Raw genomic sequence first — 20882 nt, forward strand, 5'->3', positions numbered from 1 at the left:
TTTCTTCTTCCGTTTACGGGAGAAGGTGCCCCGAAGGGGCGGATGAGGGGGAGCTTTTGTTTTTGTGGGTCTGCCGCGGCTTCAGGAGCCCGGCTTCGGCCTTGCCCTCACCCCAACCCCTCTCCCGCGGACGGGAGAGGGGCTTTTAGAGCTTTACTGCGGCAGCACTTCCAGCGTGGCCACGTAGCTCAGGCGGCGCACGTTGGCCTGCGGGATCGAGGTCTTGTTGTCCTCGGTACCGGTTTCCAGCCAGTACATCCCGGCCTGCGGCCAGGTCACGCTGAACTCGCCGTTGGCGTCGGTGGTGACCTTGATCTCTTCCTGGGCGTTGCGGTAACGGGTGGCACCGCGGGTGATTTCCACTTCCAGCCCGGCCTGCGGCTTGCCGTCCACCAGCAGCTTGAACTTGCTTGCTTCGCCGGCGAACAGGTCATTCGGGTGGCCATCGGCGACCAGCTCGATGCCCTTGCCGGTCGGATTGAGTGCGGTGTCGTTCGGGCTGCCATTGGTGACGAAGGTTTCCACGCGACCGTTGGTTTCGGAGACCTTCAGGTCCTTGGCGTCCTTCGGCACTTCGGTGGCGAAGGTCTGCGCATTGCCGCGCCAGCGCTTGGGCTTGCCGTCTTCCTGCCAGTTGGCCATCAGGCCGGCATTGACGTTGGCCAGGCGGTAGGTGCCCTGCTGGGTAAGCTCAACGTCGAATACGCTGCGCAGCTTGCCGGTGGCGACATTCTGCGGCTGCACGACGCTGCCATCCGGTGCAGTGATCACCAGGTTGTCGATGCGCAGCGGCACGTGGTTGAAGTAGAACAGGTCATTGGACACGGCCGCATCCACGGTGATCCACGGATTGGTGCCGGCAATCACGGTCTGCGACGGCTGCAGCCAGGCCTTGTGGGCGGCGGCGGAGAAGGGCAGGACTGCGGCGATGGCGGCAGCAAGCAGGAGGGAACGCTTCATCGGTTGGCTCCGTTGTTGAAGTGGATCAGGGCTTGACGGCAAGGGTGACGGCGCCCAGCTCGGACGTGCCCTGGGCACTGCCGTTCTGCGCGGCGCGTGCCGGCCAGCTGAAGGGAATCTTGACCAGCTCGCGGCCGCCGACTTCGCGCACGGCTTCAACGACCAATGTGTACTGGCCGGCGGGCAGGTTGCGCAGCTGCGGCTGGCGGTCAGTGAAGCTGAGCTGGTGCTTGCCGACCGGGCGGGTCGGGCCGGTCACGCCATCCACCGGCACCTGCAAGGTGCGGCCGCTCTTGCGCCACCACTGGCGCAGGTCCGGCAACCACTTGGTGCCATGGCCTTCGGCGGTGTCGCGCAACTGGTACCAGACCGACAGGTTGGCGGCGACCTTCTGGTCGGCACCTTCGATCCACACCGCGACATACGGGCGGTGGTATTCGGCCACGTTGAGCTTGGGCACTTCGACGTTGACGTCGAGGCTGGCGGCATAGGCGGCGGGAGCGGTGGCGATCAAACCACTCAGGGCGATGGTCAGGGTGACGCGCATGGTGCGACTCCGGGGAGTAGGACGGTCAATGGATGAGGAGCAGGGCAATCAGCAGCGGGATCAGCAAACCCAGGCCGACCAGCGGCCAGGTCATGCGCCGCTGCCGCGCATGCAGATGCAGCAAGAACAGGCCGGTGATGCAGAACACCAGGCAGGCCACCGCGAACACGTCGAGGAACCAGCCCCAGCCCGGGCCGGCGTTGCGGCCCTTGTGCAGGTCGTTGAAATACGAGACCAAGCCGCGACGGGTTTTTTCAAACTCCACCGCACCGGTTTCGCGGTCGATGCTCAGCCAGGCATCGCTGCCGGGGCCGGGCATGGACAGATAGATTTCTTCGGCTGACCACTCGGCCTCGCGCTTGCCGATGGAAACATCCAGGCGCGTGGACAACCAATCGGCGACACGGCCAGGCAGCGGCGCATTGCCGTCTTCGCGATCACCCAGGGCACCGAGCATGGCCTGCGGCAACTCCAGCTGCTGGTTCTGCACCTGCGGCTTGGCTTCGATCTTGGACGCATGGTTCAAGGTGATGCCGGTGATGGAGAACAACAGCATGCCGATCAGGCATACCGCCGAGCTGATCCAATGCCACTGGTGCAGGGTGCGCAGCCAGAAACCGCGGCTGGCCTGTTGTTGCACGGTGGTGGCGGTAGTGCGCTCTGCGGACACGGGAATATCAGTTATCGAAGGGGGACAATTAGAGCATTAATGAGAATGATTCGCAATTTGTGCCGTGCTATGCCTCTCTCTTTGCCTGAGGCAAGGGGAGGGGCGGGAAGTGGCTACTTTTGCTCTTGCTCTGGTTCTTCGCGTAAGGCCGAGAAGCCAAGTCAAAGGCTACCCCTCCCCAACCCTCCCCTTCACTGGGTGAAAGGGAGGGAGCGGTGTTGCTTGTGTTGGAAACGTTTGTGAGGCTGCGGCGTTGACAGGCGGGGTGGGCAAGCGCTCGGCGCTGCCCGTGCCCCGCTACACCCATCAGAACTTCGCGTTCAGCGACAGCCAGTAGCTGCGGCGCTGTTCCTTCACTGCATAGTCGTCCACGCAGCTGTACTCGCTGGGTGAGGTGAGGATGCAGGATTGGGAGACGAAGTCCTTGTCGAACAGGTTGTTGACCCGCGCGTTGACCGTCAGCCAATCGTTGAGCTTCCAGCTGCCCCCCAGGTGGAAGGTGGTGTAGTCCTCGTAGTAGCGGACAGTGGAACTGTTGGTGCCGCCCACATTGGATACCAGCGTGTCGCGATAGCGATCGTAGCGGCCTTCGCCGATCAGGCTCAGGCTGATGGCGTCGTTGAGCTGCCAGTTGAGGCTGGCGTTGGCCATGTGCTTGGCCGGGTTGCCGGCGATCGGCTGGCCCTTGGTGGCGCCGCTGGTCTGTTCGCTCTTGGTGTAGGTGTAGTTGCCGCGCAGCTGCAGGTTGTCCAGCAGGTCGACATGGCTGGCCAGTTCGACACCGCGGGTCTCGGCCTTGTCCAGGTTCACGCTCTGGCTGAAAACGCTATAGCCCAGCGCTGCCCAGCCCGGGCCCACGTCCACGCAGTAGCCGCTGTTGGCCGGTGCCACTTCGCAGTTGGCGAAGCTGCCGCCGCTGGCGATCTTGTCATCGAAGCGGTTGAGGAAGGCGGTGGCGTTGAAGCCCCAGCGTTCGCCATCGTAGTAGGTGGCGATTTCGTAGTTGGTGCTGGTTTCCGGCTTCAGGTGCGGGGAGCCGACCATCGGGATCACGCCCTGGCCACCAAAGCCGGTGACACCCGGGAACAGCTGGTCCGGGCGCGGGGTCTTGTAGCCGGTACTGATGCCGCCCTTGACGGTCCACGCATCGCTGGCATTCCACACCAGGTAGGCGCGCGGGCTGACATGGCTGCCGAAGATGTTGTGGTGGTCATAGCGCAGGCCGAGGGTGGCAGTGAGTGCGTCGGTCAGCGACCAGTTGTCCTCGGCAAACACCGACCAGGTGCGGTGCTTCTGCTTGACGTTGTCGCGGTAGCCGTTGCCGTCCATGCCGAATACGCCATCGGTCATGTCGGTGTTGTTGTACTGGCCGCCAACGGTGACCTTGTGTGCGCCAAAACTCATGTCGAGCATGGTGTCCAGCACCATCGCGTCCAGCTCCATGGTGCGCAGCGGACGCGGCAGGAAGGCTTGCAGGCGGCTGCGCTCGGCATCATTGAGCACGGTGAGGTTGCCGCTGGGCATGTTGCAGTTGGCGGCCAGGCCTTGGCGCTGGCAGACGTCATTCCACAGTGTTTGCAGGTCGGCGCGCTCGGCCAGGGTCAACGGCAGCGAGCGGCCCAGGTTGTTGCTCTGGGTACGCGACAGGCTGGTCTGCCAGGTGCCGAAGTCGTAGCGGCCCTGGTGGGTGAGTGACAGCTGGTCCAGTTCATAGCGCTGGTAGGCGGTGTAACCCACGCGCGGCTGCACCACGCGGCGGCTGGTGGTGCCACCGTTGCCATCGGGAATGGTCGCCACGCCACTGCGCCACAGGCTTTCCAGCCCATCCAGGGTGCCGGTCTGGCCCTGACTGTTGTCGTACTTCTGCCGGGAGACGTCGTAGTCCAGCCACAGGTCGTGATTGTCGTTGGCCTTGAAGTTCAGGCGGATGCCGCTGTTCCAGTTGGTGTTGGCCACGGCCTTGCCGCCGCCGCCAAAGCCAAGCGCGCGCTCCCACTGGCTGCCATCAGGCAGCGGCAGCGAGTCCCATTCCGGTCGCGATTCGTCGATGTCGTACCAGCTGCCGCGCACGGTCATGCCCAGGCGGTCCTGGATCAGCGGGCCGCTCAGGTACAGGTCGGTGGTGCGGGCATCGCCAAAGGCGTCTTCTTGTTGCACAGTGAAACCTTGGGTCACCGAGCCGTGCCATTCGTTCTGGTTGCGGCGGGTAATGATGTTGATCACGCCGCCCATGGCGTCGGCGCCGTACAGGGTCGACATCGGGCCACGCACCACTTCGATGCGCTCCACTGCATCCAACGGCGGCATGTAGGCGAACTGACCACCACCGAAGTTGTTCGGGTAGAGGTTGCCGACGTTGCTCTGGCGGCGTCCATCGATCAGCACCAGCGTGTATTCCGAGGGCATGCCGCGCATGGAGATGGTGGCGCGGCCGTTCTTGTCGGTGGTTTCCATGCCGACGTCGATGCCTTCGACGTCACGCAGCGCATCAATCAGGCTGGTGTAGGGACGCAGCGACAGTTCTTCGCGGCTGACCACGCTGATGCTGGCCGGTGCATCGGTGATCTTCTGCTCGAAGCCGCTGGCGGTGACCACCACCTTGTCCAGCGTGGTGGGCGCGCCGCTGCCGTTGGCATGGGCGCTGGCACTGATTGCGCCGAGCACGGCGAGGCTGAGCAGGTGGCGGGAAACGGACACACGGTGGCGCTGGCGCAGGGCCATGGGGATACCTCGGAAGAAGTCGAAAGCAAAAGACGGATGCAGGCTTACGGCCGCAAACGCAGGGCGTGCGGGCTGGCAGCAAGGGAGAAAGGCGCGGTGATGCGGTAACGCGGCGGGCAGAGGCCGTCAGTTCAGGCCTGCGGGGGTGCCTGTCCGCGTTGCTGGCGCTGGCTGGGCAAGGGATGGCCCAGGCTGTGTGCCTCCAGTATTGCCAGTTGCGCCACCGTGGGTGAGGGCGTCGCTGGCCGTGCCGTGGACGCAGGCAGCGGCTGCGCCGCTTTTGCCTGGCTCAGGCTGCTTACCCGGCGCAGCTTGGCCGGGCTTTCTTCTTCCAGATGGCGATCGCCACCTTGGCGTTCTTCAATCGGGGCCGTTGCGCTGGCTTCGGCCAGACCGTAACGAACCAGCTGCGCACCACCTGCGGTCAGGCCGGCAAGCATGGACAGCAGCACCAACACCGTCAGCAACAAGTTGCGCCCGGCATGAATGCCGCGCGTTTTCTCGCCTGATTGACGCTGTGGATGCTGCATGTATCCCCCGGTGACGAGCGGGGTCAGGTTGACCTGCGCTGGCGCGGGGATTGTAGATGGGATTCGTTAGCCTTTGCAAATAAGAATTACTATCGAAAAGATGGCCACTGTGGAGTCGGGGAGTAGCAGAGCTGTGGGGTAGGGGTGCAGCGCAGGGAGAGTAAGAAACAGACGGATATTTGGACTCTCCGGCAACAGCCCCGGGTGCGCTGCGCTTACCCGGGCTACGCACCCGTCAGGTGCGCGCGGGAAAGCAGCGGTTGCGATTGTTGTAGCCCGGGTAAGCGAAGCGCACCCGGGAGCAAGGTATGCCGGAGTGCTGGGCTCTGCGCCGAGAGCCCCGGGTGCGCGGTGCTTACCCGGGCTACGGTGCTGTCAGGTGCGCGTGGAAAGGCAGCGGTTGCGGTCGTTGTAGCCCGAGTAGGCGCAACGCACCCGGGAGCAAGGCATGCCGGAGTGCTGGACTCTGCGCCGAAAGCCCCGGGTGCGCGGTGCTTACCCGGGGGCTACGGTGCTGTCAGGTGCGCGCGGAAAAGCAGCAGGCGCGGTCGTTGTAGCCCGGGTAAGCGAAGCGCACCCGGGAGCAAGGCATGCTGGATTGCTGGGCTCTGCGCCGACAGCCCCGGGTGCGCTGCATTTACCCGGGTTACACACCTGTCAGGTGCGCGCGGAAAAGCCGCGATCGCGGTCGTTGTAGCCCGGGTAAGCGAAGCGCACCCGGGGAGCAAGGCATGCCGATTGCTGGGCTCTGCGCCGACAGCCCCGGGCGCGCAGTGCTTGGCCGGGCCACGGGGTTACACCGTGCTCAGGTCTCAGCCCATTGCCGCAGCAGGTTGTGATAAATCCCGGTCAGGCTGACCAGGGACGGATGTTGCGGGCAGTCCAGCGTGAGTTGCTGGATGGACGTATCCATTTCCCACAGCAGGCGACGGTGAGCGTCATTGCGCACCATGCTCTGCACCCAGAAGAACGAGGCCAGGCGCGCACCGCGCGTCACCGGCTGCACCTTGTGCAGGCTGCTGGAGGGATACACCACCAGGTCGCCGGCTGGCAGCTTCACTTCGTGCTCGCCGTAGGTGTCGCTGATGATCAGCTCGCCGCCTTCGTATTCGTCCGGTTCGCACAGGAACAGCGTGCAGGACACATCCGAACGCAGTTGTTCGCCCTGGCCCAGGTTCATCACTGCGCCATCGACGTGGAAGCCGTAGGTGCCGCCGCCGGTATAGCGATTGAAACGCGGCGGCAGATACTTCAGTGGCAGCGCTGCGCTGAAGAACGAGGGGTTGTTCACCAGGGCCAGCAGCACGATTTCGCCAAGTTCACGGCGCAGCGCGGACTGTTCCGGCAGCTGTTCGTTGCGTTTGGCGTGGGTGCCCAGATGACCGACGGTCTCGCGGCCATCGGTCCAGTCGGCGGCATCCAGTTTCTGCCGGAACACGGCGACCTGCTCAGGGCTCAGGACGTTGGGAATATGCAGCAGCATGGGATTTCCTCAAACGGTGTGGTGTGCGACCAGTGCGCGGATCTGCGGGTGCGTCGAGGCGGCCAGTTCCGGCACGATATGCGCCATGAAAGCAGGGCTGCCATGAGCCAATGCCAGTTGCAGCCACTGCACGGCAAGTTCGACCTGGCCTTGTTGCAGCAGGATGGAGGCAAGGTTGGCCTGGCCGCGGAAATCACCGGCCTCGGCCGAGCGTTGGTACCAGGCCAAGGCGGCCTGCGGATCACGCTCGATATCCAGGCCGTCTTCCAGATGGCGCGCCAGCAGGTTCATCGACTTGGCATGGCCCAGTTCTGCAGCCTGTGTATACAGGGCCAAGGCCTTGGGCCGGTCCTGTGCGACGCCGCGGCCGGTAGCAAGCAGGTTGGCGTAGTTGTACATGCCCCAGTCCAGACCGGCTTCGGCAGCATTGCGGTACCAGACCGCAGCCAGTGTGGCGTCAGGCGCGCAACCTTGGCCCAGCTCATGGCAGCGACCGAGCATGTTCATCGCCAGTGCGCTGCCGTTGTTGGCGGCGGTTTCGTACCAGAGCAGGGCGGCCTGTTCGTCGCGGTCCACGCCTTTGCCTTCGATATACAGTTGCGCCAGCAGCAGCTGTGCGTCCAGTTGTCCCGCCAACGCCGCCTCGCGGACCTGCGCGAAGGTGCCATGCGGATCGTTCACCAGTTGCTGGGCGAGTGCAGCGACATCGCCTGGAAATGAGTTGGACATCGTCTTGCCTGTGTGCAGGCTTCCGCCGGTATCTGCTGCCGATGGTAGCCAGTGCGGGTGGTCGCTGTCGTCTGCCGTGGCAGGAACGGAAATGCACAACGGCGGCAGGCTCGCGCCTGCCGCCGTTGCCGGTCATGCGGGCATCAGAACTTGACGTTCAGTGCCAGCGTGGCCGCGCGACCCGGGGCGATGCTCGCGTAGTGCGAGGCATAGGCCTTGGTGAAGTAGGTCTTGTCGGTGAGGTTCTGCACGTTCAACTGCAGGCTGATGTTGTCCTGGATGGCGTAGCCGATCATGGCGTCCCAACGGGTATAGCTCGGGATCCACTTGGTGTTGGCAGCATCGCCGTACTGCTTGTCGACGTAGCTGGCGCCACCGCCGATGGTCAGGCCGAACGGCAGTGCATAGGTGGTCCACAGCGTGGCGGCATGTTTCGGGGTATTCGGGAACATGTTGCCGTTATTCGGCGAAACGATGTACTGGCCCGCAGGGCAGGGCTGGCCGCGCGGCACGGTGACGCCGCAGACAAAACCGTTGTCCTTCAGCTCCGAGTCCATGTAGGTGTAGCCAGCGGAAACATTCCAGCTATCGGTGATCTGGCCAGTGGCGCTGAGCTCCAGACCATTGATCGCCTTCTTGCCTGCATTTTGCGTGGTGCCGGTGTCGATGACGACGCGCGCATTGCTCATCTCGGTGTGGAAGATGGCGGCGGTCAGGTTCAAGCGCTTGTCGAGCAGGTCCCACTTGGTGCCCAGTTCGTAGTTCTTGGTTTCCTGCGGCTTGAGGTTCTCGATGGCGGCGCTGATCGAGTCATTGCCTTCACCGCTGTCCATGCCTGGCGGGGTCGAGGAGGTGCCGTAGGACAGGTAGATGCTGCCGTTGGCGGTCGGCTTGAACACCACGCCGGCCTGGTAGTTCAGGAAGCCGTCGCTGTTGTTCAGCACCGTCGGGGCCTTGCCGGCGACCGGGGTGACCTGTTCGGTGTCGTAGTCGTCCCAGCGCAGGCCCAGGTTGACCAGCCACTTTTCGCTCAATTCGATGGTGTCGAATGCGTAGACCGACTTGGTCTTGGTCGTCTGCTCGATATCCAGGCCCTTGTCACTGCGGGTAACCGGATGGGTGGCTGACCACGGATCGTTCGGGTTCGGGTTGTAGAAGTCGGTGCAGTTATAGCCGGTGGCTGCGCCGGTGGTCGGGCAGTTCTGGTTGCCGGTGAGCGGATTATTGGTGCCCGCGCCGCCGATCACATAGCTGCCCTTGCTGCTCTTCTCTTCGCTGTACTCAACGCCAGCGCTGTAGCTGTGCTTCAGGCCGCCGGTCTGGAAGGCGCCGGTCAGGCTCAGCTGGTCGGCGAAGGTCTTGGTGTCGATCGCACGATTGTTGGTGCGGCGCCACAAGGTGCCGAAGTTGTTGGGGTTGTTCTTGCTGTCGTCCGGCTGCGTCCACAGGTAGTCATTGCTGGTGTTGCCCAGGCGCGCGATGTTGCGCAGCTTGTGCTCGCCGAAGGCGTAGCTGGCGTCCAGGGTGCTGATGTCGGCACGGGTGCGCTGGAAGTCGCGGTCAATCAGGCCGTAGTAGTTATTGCGGTTGGGAACCATCGGCGCGCCGGTGGTGGTGCCGGTGGTCGGGTCGCCATACGGGAAGCCGCCCGCATCGGGCAGGTCGTCGGTTTCCAGGTGGTAATGGCTGGCGATCAGCTGCAGCGGGCCGTTCAGGCCGAAGGCGATCGACGGTGCGATACCCCAGCGGCTGACATTGGCGGCGTCACGCCCGGCGATGTCGGATTCGTGCTTGAGCAGGTTCAAACGTGCAGCGATGCCATCGCCCAGCACGTAGTTGGCATCAACGGTGCCGCGCGCATAGCTGTCGGTACCAATGCCCATGCTGGCGCTGGTTTCGTTCTTCAGCTTCGGGGTCTTGCTGACCAGGTTGATGCTGCCGCCGCCGGAGTCACGGCCGCCGTAGGCCGAACTCGGGCCCTTGACCACTTCCAGCTGCTCCAGGTCGAACACTTCGCGGGTCTGGGTGCCGACGTCGCGCAGGCCGTCGACGAACATGTTGCTCTGGCCATCGAAGCCGCGCAGGAACGGACGGTCACCGGTGGAGTTGCCACCTTCGCCGGCACCAAAGGTGATGCCCGGCACCATGCGCAGGGCATCGACCAGGTTGGTGGCGCCGATTTCCTGGATGGTCCTCTCGGTGACAACCGATACCGACTTCGGGGTGTCCAGCAGTTCGGCAGTGAACTTGGGCGAGGATGGCGCGAACCAGCTGCCGCGTACCTGCACCTGATCCAGATCGGTGGCCTTGTTCTTGGCCGAGTCGGCGTCTGCGTCGGCAGCCAGTGCGGTCAACGGCGAGAAGCCGGCAGCCAGCGTGGCGGTGGCGAGCATGGTGGCGCGCGGTGCGTACTTGCGGGTCTTGATGTGGGTCATGGACAGGTATATCCGGGAGAAAAGGACGAGTTGACCTCACGGGCCGAATGGCGCCGAGGGGGGTGTAGGTGGAAAGCGGGGAATTGGCAACGGCACACGCTGTGGCGCGGGCACTGCCGGAGGCTGCTTAGATGGCGCGCGCGCCAGGCGGGGCGTGGCCGGGATTGAGCAGCAGGTAAGGCGCCAACGGATAACGCTGGGCGCGCTCCACCGCGTGCTGCAGCAGCGTGTCGCTGGCGGCAGTCATGAAGACGCGGTGGGCGGTAAGCGAAGCAGTCATGACCGGTGCCGACAGCAGCGGTGCGGGGCGCGAGCGGGTCGGGCGGGAGGATTCGCTGCCGGCTTCGCTGATGGCAACCATCTGCAGCGGCTGCTGCGGGTGGCCCGGTTCAGGCGAAACCAGTATCTGCGTGTAGCCCGTCATCGCCAGCGGGGCGGCGGCAACTGCCTTCGCCTGCAGGGCGACGGCCCAGACCAGCAACATGCCGAACACCAGCATCAGCAACGGCAGCCGCTGTCGCACGGAGGCGACAGTGTTCGGCAAAGCCTTGACGGGCGTGGCGGACATGAAGAGGCGCAGGGACCGTTAACATCGCGTTATTGCGATAGATGCGCATCTTATTGAGAATTGTTTGCGTTTGCAATGCGATTGTGCGCAAGACAGCCGCCCGGTCAAAGGGTACGCAGCCGGCGTGTGTGGCAGGCCGAACCGCGCAGGGACACGACCCAGCCAGCGACAGTGGAATCGTCAGCCACGATGGCCCGGCCCAAGGCCTGGGCCAGACGCCGCGCGTTCTGCTCAGTCGCGGTCGTCGCGCGACCAGATGCCGTCGTTCTCGCGCTTCACTGGGAACTTGGGTACGGCGGTGTAGGCGGGGGCGCACAGGGCGCGGCCATCGCGAACGTCGAAACGGGCGCCGTGCAGGATGCACTCGATGCTGCCTTCGTCCGCGTCCAACTCGCCGGAGGACAGTTCGAACTCCTCGTGGGTGCACTGGTCTTCCAGCGCGTACAGCTCACCGTCCAGGTTGAATACGACGATGGGCGCGCCGGTGACTTCATCGAAGCCGGTCTTCATTTCCCCAGGCAACAGCTCCTGGCTGGCGCAGATGAAGGTCCAGGTCTCGCTCATGCGGTGGCTCCCAGTGGCTTTTCCAGGATCTCGAATTGCAGATCATCGCGCTTGGGGATGCCAAAGCGTTCGTCGCCATACGGGAAAGGCTTCTTGATGCCGGTGCGCACATAGCCACGGCGTTCGTAGAAGGCGATGAGTTCGGCGCGGCAGTCGATCACGGTCATCTGCATGCTGGGGGCCTGCCATTGTTCGGCCGCGTACTGCTCAGCCCGCTGCATCAGCTGCTTGCCAATGCCGCCGCCCTGGGCGGTGGGGCTGACCGAAAACATGCCGAAGTAGCCATGGCCGTTCTCATCGGCAACATGGCAACAGGCCTGCAGTTGGCCATCCTGTTCGGCGAGCAGGATCACGCTGCGCGGGCGATCGAGGTCGGCCTGGATGCCGGCGGCGTCGACACGCTGACCGTCGAGGATATCGGCTTCGGTGGTCCAGCCCACGCGGGAGGCGTCGCCGCGGTAGGCGGAGGTGACCAGTTCAATCAGGGCCGGGATATCGGCGGCGGTGGCGGTGCGGAAGGTGAGTGCGTCCATTTGTGCATTCTAATCCTGACGCACCGGGGCGAACAGTTTGTTCGCCCACGGAGGTGGCATCAGTGCCTGGTGGACTGGTCGAGGAAGTCAGCAACGCGGTTCCACAGCTCCGTCCTGTTGGCTGGGTCATCTACGCCATGACCTTCATCATCAAAGTAAAGTTCCACTGGCGGACGTCCGGCAATACGCAACATGCGCGCAATGCGCCTGCTGTGCTCGAAATCGACCCGCTGATCTTCCCGGCCGTGGGCAAGCATCACCGGCACGGACAGTCCTGCGTAACCATAAAGTGGCGATGTCGCGCGCATTTCATCGCCGTTCTCTTTGGGATTTCCCATTATCTTTTCGGCCAACTGCCGGCCTTTTTCACTGCGGGCGGTATCGCTTGCCATGAAGAACAGCATGCGATCACTGATGCCGGCGATGGATACCGCGCAGCGAAAACGCTCTGGCCAGCGGATGGCTGATACCAATGCCGAGTACCCGCCGTAGCTGCTGCCGACGACGCACATTCTGGAGGCGTCGAGTGGATATTTGGCCAAGGCCTGGATGGTCGCTGTATCGATGTCGTCTTCAATGCGGGTGCCGTAGTTGCGATGCCCTGCCTCGCGGAACGCACGCCCATAGCCTTCCGATCCGCGGAAGTTCACACGTAGTACGGCGTACCCTCGCGAAGCCAAAAACTGCACTTCCGGATCGAAATGCAGGCTGTCGGCGACACCGATGGGCCCGCCATGTGGGAGGACGACCAGAGGGCGGGGTTGCTGTCCTTGGGGCAAGGTGAGGAAGGCCTCCACATCCAACCCATCGCTTGCCTTGAACTTCAGGACATTGGTCGGTGCGAACTGACGCTCCGCAAGCCATGGGTAGGTTTGAGCCACCAAAGAAGCTTTGTTTTGCTTTACATCCTGGTGATACAGCTGTGGTGGGGAATCAGCACCGTCCACTTGGACAATCAAGCTGCCGCCGTCGCGGCTGCGCCCGATCATCTGCACTGCCTGTCCAGGGAAGGCGTTCTCCAGCTGGCGGGCAATACGCGCGTCATTGGCATGGAAATATTCGGAGAGCAGCTGCCCATCGCGGTAGAACTCGACGCCGATCGGATTGCGAGAGTCATCGAATATCACTGAGTGTATGTCGATCCCCTGCTGTGAATAAATCGTACGGGTTACCGAACGTGTGGCCACGCTGTACTCCACCAGGTCGCGTTGGCTGCGCTTGTCATCGGTGAGCGCATATATCTTGCTGGCGTCGGCGGAGATAGCAATAGGATCGAACGACAGTTCATCCGAAATGGTCATGACATCGTGGAAGCCATCGGCTTGGCGTTGGACCAGGACGTGATCGTCTCCTCGACGGACAATGCCAAGGCTGAGTGCGCCGGTGCCGTCTACGAACCACCAAGTGTCGTTTTCGATCCCGGTATTCATGCGGCTGCGCACGGTTGGGCGGAAGCTTTCGACAGCAGCCTGATTTGCGACATTCAGCGGGTGCACCATGAGTACGCCGTCGCGGGACATGCTTGCAAGAAGGATATGCCCAGGCCTGCCTGGCAGCAGATCCAGAACCTTTCCTTGGCCGGGCACAAGGTAGCTCGCGTAGTGGGGGGTGTCCCCGCTGGTGGTGATGTGCAGCACTGAAATCCGGTTCAAACCGTTGGACAGGCGCACGGAGGTGAGCAGGGTATCGTCATCAGCCCATCGGAACGAATCCAACGGCATATCGCTGCTGCCGAGCCGGGTCTGGAAGCTGGAACGCAGGTCGATCAGGTCCACACCCCAGTGTGATTCGTCCTGGCGGACCTGCAGGGCCAAGCGCGTGCCAGCAGGGTTGAGACTGGTGCTGAGGATTTCGGGATCCCGCCAATAGGGATTGATCTCCGGCTTGTCCTTGTCCTTCTCCTTGTCTTTGGTCTTGCCCGGTTTGTGTGCCGTCGCTGGCGTCAGGACCTCCGCTGGGAATTCAGCTGTGCCAGCTCTTTCCTTGTAGAAAGCTGGAAAGGGGTCGGGGTAGTGGCCAGAATAAGTGAAGGACAGGCTGGCATACAGGCCAGGATGGGTACGCTGCAGCCAATCCATTGCCGCGAGGCTGCGATTGGATCGGTGGACATCGGCGCGCCACATCGAGGTCGGTCGGAAGACGAGGTCGCCAGGGTAGACGATAGTGCCGGCGTCGACTTGGAACTCCAGTTCTTCGTCATCCTTGAGTAGATAACGGAAGCCGTTGAATGGCATGAGTTCGCGCCAGACATAGCGGCCGGCAGGCGCAACATAGAGGCGATAGTTGTGGCCGGCCTGCAGACGCGACATCACGCCGTCGCCCCACACTTTGCCGTCACGGTTGAGGCGGACCGAGTCCAGCGGGATGTTGGTGTCCACCGCAGCCAGGATCAATGCTTCATTGGGTTTGAGGGCCGGTATCTCGCCGGGCTTGACCGGTTCGATTGCCGCCCAGCTGACCAACGGCCAGCATAGGCATGCAAATAGCAACAAAAGCCTGACGCTGGCTAATGACAATGTGCATCCGTGCTGCATATCCCCTCCTGCTTTCATGGTGCAAGGCTGACATGCAAGTGGGTGCCAGGCAAGCATCCGGCGTGCGGGGCGGCCAAGCAGGGAGGTCGGCATCAGACTAGATGCGTGTGGTTGCCAACTGGGGCTGCTGGCACGGCCATGGATTTGCTGTTTCGTGCTGTGCGACTACAACCGTGTCGAAGGAGGCGATCATTCGCGCGGCTGAAAGACACCCAAGGCGGAGCTGGGTCACGCTGAACGGGCTGGGGCATTTGTGTTGAACACGCGAAGACCGCGGATGTCGCCAGAAGCCATGATTTTTTGTCCCTCCCTGCGCCCTTTGCAGAAGGGAGGGGCGGGACTATAGCGGGCGATGGTCTGGGCGTTGCGCGCTGCTGGTCTTGGCAGTAGCAACGCCCGGCGACGCTCTCGCTGTGCGAGCAATCAGCCCAACAGCGTGCGCACTTTCTTCAACGCGGCCATGAAGGATTCGATTTCTTCATGCGTGTTGTAGAACGCCAGCGAGGCGCGACAGGTGGCAGCGACGCCGTAGTACTGCAGTAGCGGGTGCGCGCAGTGCTGGCCCGAACGCACGGCTACGCCCTGCAGGTCGAGCAGGGTCGCCAGGTCATGCGCATGTGCGCCTTCGATCTGGAACGAAACCACCGCCGCCTTGTGCGGGGCGCTGCCGAAGATGCGCAGGCCATCGACCTTGCGTAGTTCTTCGGTGAAGTGCGCCAGCAGTTCCTGCTCACGCGCCTCGATATGCTCACGGCCCAGCGATTCCAGGTAGTCCACCGCCACGCCCAGGCCGATGAAGCCGGCGATGTTCGGGGTGCCGGCTTCAAACTTGTGCGGGGCATCGTTGAACACGGTGCCGTCGAAGCTGACTTCCTTGATCATCTCGCCACCGCCCAGGAACGGCGGCATGTCCTGCAGGTGTTCGCGGCGCGCCCACAGCGCACCGGTACCGGTGGGGCCGCACATCTTGTGACCGGTCACCGCATAGAAGTCGCAGCCGATCGCCGCCACGTCCACAGGCAGGTGCGGTGCGGCCTGCGAGCCATCGACCACGGTGACGATGCCGCGCTTGCGCGCTTCCCGGCAGATCTCGCGGACCGGGTTGATGGTGCCCAGCACGTTGGAGACATGGGTAACCGCCAGCAGCTTCACTTCCGGCGTCATCGCTGCATGCAGCGCATCCAGGTCCAGGCTGCCGTCCGGGCTGATCTCGGCCACGCGGAGGGTCGCGCCGGTGCGCTGGGCGACCAGCTGCCACGGCACGATGTTGGCGTGGTGCTCCATGCGCGAGACCAGGATCACGTCGCCGGCCTTCAGCCGCGGCAATGCCCACGAATAGGCCACCAGGTTGATCGCGAAGGTGGTGCCACTGCACAGCACCAGCTCATCGGCGCGCACGTTGAGGAAGCGCGCCAGCTTGTTGCGCGCGCCCTCGTAGGCGTCGGTGGCCTCGGTGCCGAGCGCATGCACGGCGCGGCTGACATTGGCGTTGTAGCGGCGGTAGAACTCGTCCACCGCGCCGATCACCGACAGCGGCTTCTGCGCGGTGTTGGCGTTGTCGAAATACACCAGCGGCTTGCCGTTGACTTCGCGCATCAGCAGCGGGAAGTCGGCGCGCACGCGCTCCCAGTCGGGGGCGCTGGCCGGGTGCTGGATCGGACGCGGGGAACTGAGGTTCATGCCATGCCTGCCTGTTGCAGTGCCTGGTCCAGGTGGCGGGCCAGCTTTTCGGTGAGAACACCTTCCACGGCGGCCAGCGGCTCGTGGCAGAAGGCGGCGCTGAGCATGGCGCGGGCCTGTTCGGCCGGCACGCCGCGCGTGCGCAGGTAGAACAGCGCGTTGGCATCAAGCTGGCCGACGGTGGCGCCGTGCGCCGCCTTGACCTCGTCGGCATCGATCACCAGTGTCGGCTGGGTATCGATCTCGGCGTCGGCCGACAACAGCAGGTTCTTGTTGGACAGGTTGGCATCGGTGCCATCAGCGCCTTCGCGGATGTTGATGCCACCATGGAACACCACGCGGCTGCGGTTGGCCGCCACGCCGCGCCAGACCAGCTCGGCGCTGGTGTCCTTGGCAATGTGTTCGATGCCAAGGCGGGTATCGATATGGCGGCGGCCGGTACCCAGCAGCACACCATTGGCGGTGAGCTTGGCGTTGTCGCCTTCCAGGCGCACATTGAGCTCATGACGGCTCAGTGCAGCGCCCAGTTCCAGGTCGATACGACGGTACTGCGCATCGCGGGCCAGCACTGCATCGGTGCGCAGCAGCGACGTGGCACGCGCGCTGTCGGCCTGCACGCGGGCATGCGACAGCACGGCGTCCTGGGCGATGTGGACGTGCACCAGGGTGTTGTCCAGATGTGCGCTGTCGCCGACCTGCAGGTGGTGCTCGACCAGGCCGAACACGGCGCCGCGGCGCAGCTCGATCAGATGGCGGTGATGCCAGGCCAGATCAGAAGCGTCTGCGGCGCTGACGAAAACCAGGTGCAGCGGGTGTTCGCTGACGATGCCTTCGGCAACCTGTACCAGTACGCCCTCATCGGCGAGTGCAGCGTTGAGCTGGGCGAACACTTCTTCGCTGCGCTCGAAGCGACGGCCGAGGAAGCGCAATGCATCGGGCTCTTCGTTCTGCACGGCCGACAAGGTGCGCACCTGCACGCCAGCATCCAGCGTGGACAGATCGCTCAGGGCAGCGCTGGGACGACCATTGACGAAGACCAGGCGCGGTGACGGAATGTCGGCCAGCAGCGCAGCATCGATGCCGGGCGCCTGCGGCGGCGCAGCGCTGAAGCTGCGGCGTTCGAGCTGGCGCAGAGAGGTGTACTTCCACGCTTCGTTGCGCGCAGCCGGCAGGCCCGTCTGCAGTGCGGCATCAAGCAGCGTGCGGCGTGCCTCGCTGCCGCTGAAGCCAGCGGCCAGTGAATCCAAGAGCGCGCTCATTACTTGGCCGCCTCGCGGACCACGCGGTCCTTCAGGAAGTCATAGCCGTGCGCTTCCAGTTCCAGTGCCAGTTCCGGGCCACCGGTCTTGACGATGCGGCCGTCGGCCAGCACATGCACCACGTCCGGCTTGATGTAATCGAGCAGGCGCTGGTAATGGGTGATGACCAGGAACGAACGTTCCGGCGAACGCAGGGCGTTGACGCCATCGGCCACGCTCTTGAGCGCATCGATATCCAGGCCGGAGTCGGTTTCGTCCAGGATCGCCAGCTTCGGCTCGAGCACGGCCAGCTGGAAGATCTCGTTGCGCTTCTTCTCGCCACCGGAGAAGCCTTCGTTGACGCCACGGTGCAGCAGTTCGTCCTTCAGGTGCAGCACGGCCAGCTTCTGCCGGACCAGCTTGAGGAACTGCATCGAATCCAGTTCTTCTTCACCGCGCGCCTTGCGCTGCGCATTGAGCGCGGCACGCAGGAAGTAGGTGTTGTTGACGCCGGGGATTTCCACCGGGTACTGGAAAGCGAGGAACAGGCCGGCGGCGGCGCGGGCTTCCGGCTCCAGCTCCAGCAGATCGTTGTCTTCAAACAGCACGGTGCCGGCGGTGACGTCGTAGCCTTCGCGGCCGGACAGCACATTGCCCAGGGTGGACTTGCCGGCGCCGTTCGGGCCCATGATGGCGTGCACTTCGCCAGGTTTCACGTCCAGCGACAGGCCCTTGAGGATTTCCTTGTCGCCGATGCTTGCGTGTAGGTTTTCGATCTTCAGCATGAGGGTGCGTTCTTCAATATGTAGGGTGCGGGGCGATCAGAGCTCGCCTTCGGCGCGATCGAGGAAGGTGGCGCGCAGCCATTGCGTGCGCTGCCGGGTCAGTTCGGCCTTGTTGCTGGAATACAGCATCGGATACATCGAGCCGTACAGGACGCGCGGGTTCTCGTCCTTGCCAACCGGGTAGCGCGCTTCGATATCGGCATCGCGCAGCGGTATCCACAGGCGCTGGGCGGCGCGCAGCTTGTCGATGGCGACCGGCTGGCCCTGCAGCTTCTGCATCACCTGCCGGTATACGGCGTTGAGTTCGGCATCGGCGGCTTCGGCTTCGGCCGCCGCGCACGCGTTGATATCCAGCTGGGTGCGGGCGTCATCGCAGGCCTTGCCCGGCGACGCAGCGGAGGCGGCGAACGGCAGCACGGCCAGCAGGAGCAGTGGCAGGCGGCTCATCCGACCGATCCTTCAAGCGACACTTCCAGCAGTTTCTTGGCTTCCACAGCGAACTCCATCGGCAATTCCTTGAACACCTGTTTGCAGAAGCCATCGACGATCATCGACACCGCGTTTTCCTGGTCGATGCCGCGCGAACGGCAATAGAACAGCTGGTCGTCGGAAATCTTCGAGGTGGTGGCCTCGTGTTCGACGGTGGCGCTGGGGTTCTTTACCTCGATATAGGGGAAGGTGTGGGCGCCGCACTTCTTGCCGATCAGCAGCGAGTCGCACTGGGTGTAGTTGCGCGCACCTTCGGCACCGCGGTCCACGCGCACCAGGCCGCGATAGGTGTTCTGGCCACGGCCGGCGCTGATGCCCTTGGAGATGATCTTGCTCTTGGTGCGCTTGCCGACGTGGATCATCTTGGTGCCGGTATCGGCCTGCTGGCGGTGATGGGTCAGCGCCACCGAGTGGAATTCGCCCACCGAGTCATCGCCCAGCAGGACGCAGGACGGGTACTTCCAGGTGATGGCCGAGCCGGTTTCCACCTGGGTCCAGGTCACCTTGGAGCGCGCGCCACGGCATTCGGCACGCTTGGTGACGAAGTTGTAGATGCCGCCCACGCCGTTCTCGTCGCCCGGGTACCAGTTCTGCACGGTCGAATACTTGATCTCGGCATCTTCCAGCGCCACCAGTTCAACCACGGCGGCATGCAGCTGGTTTTCATCGCGCATCGGCGCGGTGCAGCCTTCCAGGTAGGAGACGTAGGCCTTGTCTTCGCAGATGATCAAGGTGCGCTCGAACTGCCCGGTGTTGCTGGCGTTGATGCGGAAATAGGTGCTCAGCTCCATTGGGCTGCGCACGCCGGCGGGCACGAACACGAAGCTGCCGTCGGAGAACACCGCCGAGTTGAGCGCGGCGAAGTAGTTATCGCCCACCGGCACCACCGAGCCCAGGTACTTCTGTACCAGCTCCGGGTAGTCGCGGATGGCTTCGGAGATGGAGCAGAAGATCACGCCCTTCTCGGCCAGTTCCTTGCGGAAGGTGGTACCGACCGAGACCGAGTCGAACACCGCATCCACTGCCACGCCGGCCAGCTTGGCGCGCTCATGCAACGGCACGCCGAGCTTGTCGTAGGTGTCCAGCAGTTCCTTCGGTACCTCGTCCAGCGACTTGTACTTCGGGCCCTTCGGCGCGGAGTAATAGCTCAGCGCCTGCAGGTCGATCGGGCCGATCTGCAGCTTGGCCCAATCGGGCTGGCGCATGGTCAGGAAGTGGCGATAGGCATCCAGGCGCCATTGCGTCATCCATTCCGGCTCGTCCTTCTTGGCGGAGAGGGCGCGGATGACGTCCTCGTTCAGGCCTGGCAGGAAGGAGTCGGATTCGATGTCGGTGACGAAGCCGGCGTCGTACTTGCGACCCAGCTGTTCGTGGATTTCACGGTTCGGGCTGTCGGCGGTGCCGACGTTTTCGAGGATCTCGGTGGCCATCAGGGCTGCCTACGGTTATTCAGGAGACGACGTCGGCGCTAATGCGGCGACGGTCGGCAAGCGGTAAGGGGTGCAGCATCTGCGCGAGGGTGACGCCGCGCAGGGCATCGGAAACCACGTCATTGATCAGCCGCCAGTTGGAGCGCACACCGCACTGCCCGGCAAGGCCGCACTGGCTTTGCTCCTGGCTGCATTCGGTGATGGCCAGCGGGCCTTCCATCGCTTCCAGGATCTCGATCAGGGTGATCTCGGAGGCGGGGCGGGTAAGCCGGTAGCCACCGCGGACGCCGCGCAGGCCTTCAACCAGGCCTGCCTGGGCCAGCGGCTTGAGCAGCTTGCTGACGGTGGGAGGCTCCAATCCGGCAGCTTCAGCCAGATCGGTCGCGCTCAGCACTTCGGCTGGCCGTGCGGCGAGCACGGTCAGGACGACGGTGGCGTAATCGGTAAGCTTGGTGACGCGGAGCATTGCGGGAGGCGGGGGTTCAATGTGGACCAAAATTGTACGCTTTCTCGCGGACGGGTCCAAGCGCTGCTGTTCAGGTGCCAGAAGGGGCGATGAAGTCGCTTGCCGTTTCCTCTTTGCTTGCGGGGAGAGGGGGCGTAGGGCAGGCGCCGGGAGCGGCGCAGCCGCTTGCTCTTTCCTCTCCCCTTGCGGGAGAGGATGCCGAAGGCAGGAGAGGGGAGCGGTGCAGCCGCTTGCTCTTTACCTCTCCCCTTGCGGGAGAGGATGCCGAAGGCAGGAGAGGGGAGCGGCGCAGCCGCTGCTTTCACCCCCAGGCAGAGCCGGGAGCAAACGCGCCCCCTCTCCCCAACCCTCTCCCGCAAGGGGAGAGGGGGCCAGAAGCGGTTGTGCTTCAACTGCAGGGTTCCCTCTCCTCCGCAAATAATTGCCAAAGGCAGGCGCCGGGAGCGGCGCAGCCGCGTGCGCTTTCCTCTCCCCTTGCGGGAGAGGATGCCGAAGGCAGGAGAGGGGAGCGGCGCAGCCG

18 protein-coding genes are annotated in these 20882 nt (G+C 63.8%); all 18 read right to left on the reverse strand.

Annotated features, from left to right (window positions below; all coding sequences use genetic code 11):
- Positions 1-153 precede the first annotated feature (153 nt).
- Positions 154-960 carry a DUF4198 domain-containing protein gene (locus tag RT460_RS01455; RefSeq protein WP_313316726.1) on the reverse strand — a complete coding sequence of 269 codons (807 nt, stop codon included), beginning with the start codon at positions 958-960 and terminating at the stop codon, positions 154-156.
- A gap of 25 nt (positions 961-985) precedes the next feature.
- The gene (locus RT460_RS01460; protein WP_313316727.1) at positions 986-1507 is read right to left on the reverse strand and encodes a DUF2271 domain-containing protein; all 522 of its coding nucleotides are present in this window, start codon (positions 1505-1507) and stop codon (positions 986-988) included.
- Positions 1508-1532: 25 nt separating this feature from the next.
- Positions 1533-2147, reverse strand: coding sequence for a PepSY-associated TM helix domain-containing protein (locus tag RT460_RS01465; RefSeq protein ID WP_313316884.1), 615 nt, complete (start codon positions 2145-2147; stop codon positions 1533-1535).
- 336 nt (positions 2148-2483) lie between these two features.
- Entirely contained in the window at positions 2484-4898 is a 2415-nt protein-coding gene (locus RT460_RS01470; protein WP_313316728.1) for a TonB-dependent receptor, read from the reverse strand.
- A gap of 131 nt (positions 4899-5029) precedes the next feature.
- On the reverse strand, positions 5030-5428 hold the full coding sequence (locus tag RT460_RS01475) for a hypothetical protein (protein ID WP_313316729.1): 399 nt from the start codon (positions 5426-5428) through the stop codon (positions 5030-5032).
- A gap of 805 nt (positions 5429-6233) precedes the next feature.
- A complete protein-coding gene (locus RT460_RS01480) occupies positions 6234-6911 on the reverse strand; it encodes a Fe2+-dependent dioxygenase (protein WP_313316730.1) in 678 nt (225 codons plus the stop codon).
- A 9-nt stretch (positions 6912-6920) separates the two neighbouring features.
- Positions 6921-7640 carry a tetratricopeptide repeat protein gene (locus RT460_RS01485; protein ID WP_313316731.1) on the reverse strand — a complete coding sequence of 240 codons (720 nt, stop codon included), beginning with the start codon at positions 7638-7640 and terminating at the stop codon, positions 6921-6923.
- 143 nt (positions 7641-7783) lie between these two features.
- Positions 7784-10075 carry a TonB-dependent receptor gene (locus RT460_RS01490; protein ID WP_313316732.1) on the reverse strand — a complete coding sequence of 764 codons (2292 nt, stop codon included), beginning with the start codon at positions 10073-10075 and terminating at the stop codon, positions 7784-7786.
- A gap of 127 nt (positions 10076-10202) precedes the next feature.
- Positions 10203-10643, reverse strand: a complete 441-nt coding sequence (locus RT460_RS01495) for a hypothetical protein (RefSeq protein ID WP_313316733.1) — start codon at positions 10641-10643, stop codon at positions 10203-10205.
- A 231-nt stretch (positions 10644-10874) separates the two neighbouring features.
- The gene (locus RT460_RS01500) at positions 10875-11207 is read right to left on the reverse strand and encodes a non-heme iron oxygenase ferredoxin subunit (protein ID WP_313316734.1); all 333 of its coding nucleotides are present in this window, start codon (positions 11205-11207) and stop codon (positions 10875-10877) included.
- A complete protein-coding gene (locus RT460_RS01505; RefSeq protein WP_313316735.1) occupies positions 11204-11740 on the reverse strand; it encodes a GNAT family N-acetyltransferase in 537 nt (178 codons plus the stop codon). Before RT460_RS01505 ends, RT460_RS01500 begins: the two co-directional genes overlap by 4 nt.
- A gap of 59 nt (positions 11741-11799) precedes the next feature.
- A complete protein-coding gene (locus RT460_RS01510; RefSeq protein WP_313316736.1) occupies positions 11800-14367 on the reverse strand; it encodes an alpha/beta fold hydrolase in 2568 nt (855 codons plus the stop codon).
- 330 nt (positions 14368-14697) lie between these two features.
- Positions 14698-15954: a cysteine desulfurase gene (locus tag RT460_RS01515; protein WP_313316738.1), complete on the reverse strand. Its 1257-nt coding sequence runs from the start codon at positions 15952-15954 to the stop codon at positions 14698-14700.
- Complete coding sequence (sufD, locus tag RT460_RS01520; RefSeq protein WP_313316740.1) at positions 15951-17213, reverse strand: Fe-S cluster assembly protein SufD; 1263 nt, start codon at positions 17211-17213, stop codon at positions 15951-15953. Before sufD ends, RT460_RS01515 begins: the two co-directional genes overlap by 4 nt.
- Entirely contained in the window at positions 17213-17977 is a 765-nt protein-coding gene (gene sufC / locus RT460_RS01525) for a Fe-S cluster assembly ATPase SufC (protein ID WP_313316741.1), read from the reverse strand. Before sufC ends, sufD begins: the two co-directional genes overlap by 1 nt.
- A 36-nt stretch (positions 17978-18013) precedes the next feature.
- Complete coding sequence (locus tag RT460_RS01530; protein WP_313316742.1) at positions 18014-18424, reverse strand: lysozyme inhibitor LprI family protein; 411 nt, start codon at positions 18422-18424, stop codon at positions 18014-18016.
- Positions 18421-19896: a Fe-S cluster assembly protein SufB gene (gene sufB, locus RT460_RS01535; RefSeq protein ID WP_313316743.1), complete on the reverse strand. Its 1476-nt coding sequence runs from the start codon at positions 19894-19896 to the stop codon at positions 18421-18423. The genes RT460_RS01530 and sufB overlap by 4 nt, the downstream gene beginning before the upstream one ends.
- 19 nt (positions 19897-19915) lie before the next feature.
- Positions 19916-20362 carry an SUF system Fe-S cluster assembly regulator gene (locus tag RT460_RS01540; RefSeq protein ID WP_293706143.1) on the reverse strand — a complete coding sequence of 149 codons (447 nt, stop codon included), beginning with the start codon at positions 20360-20362 and terminating at the stop codon, positions 19916-19918.
- Positions 20363-20882: the final 520 nt, after the last annotated feature.

This window comes from Stenotrophomonas sp. (assembly GCF_032061965.1).
GTDB lineage: Bacteria > Pseudomonadota > Gammaproteobacteria > Xanthomonadales > Xanthomonadaceae > Stenotrophomonas.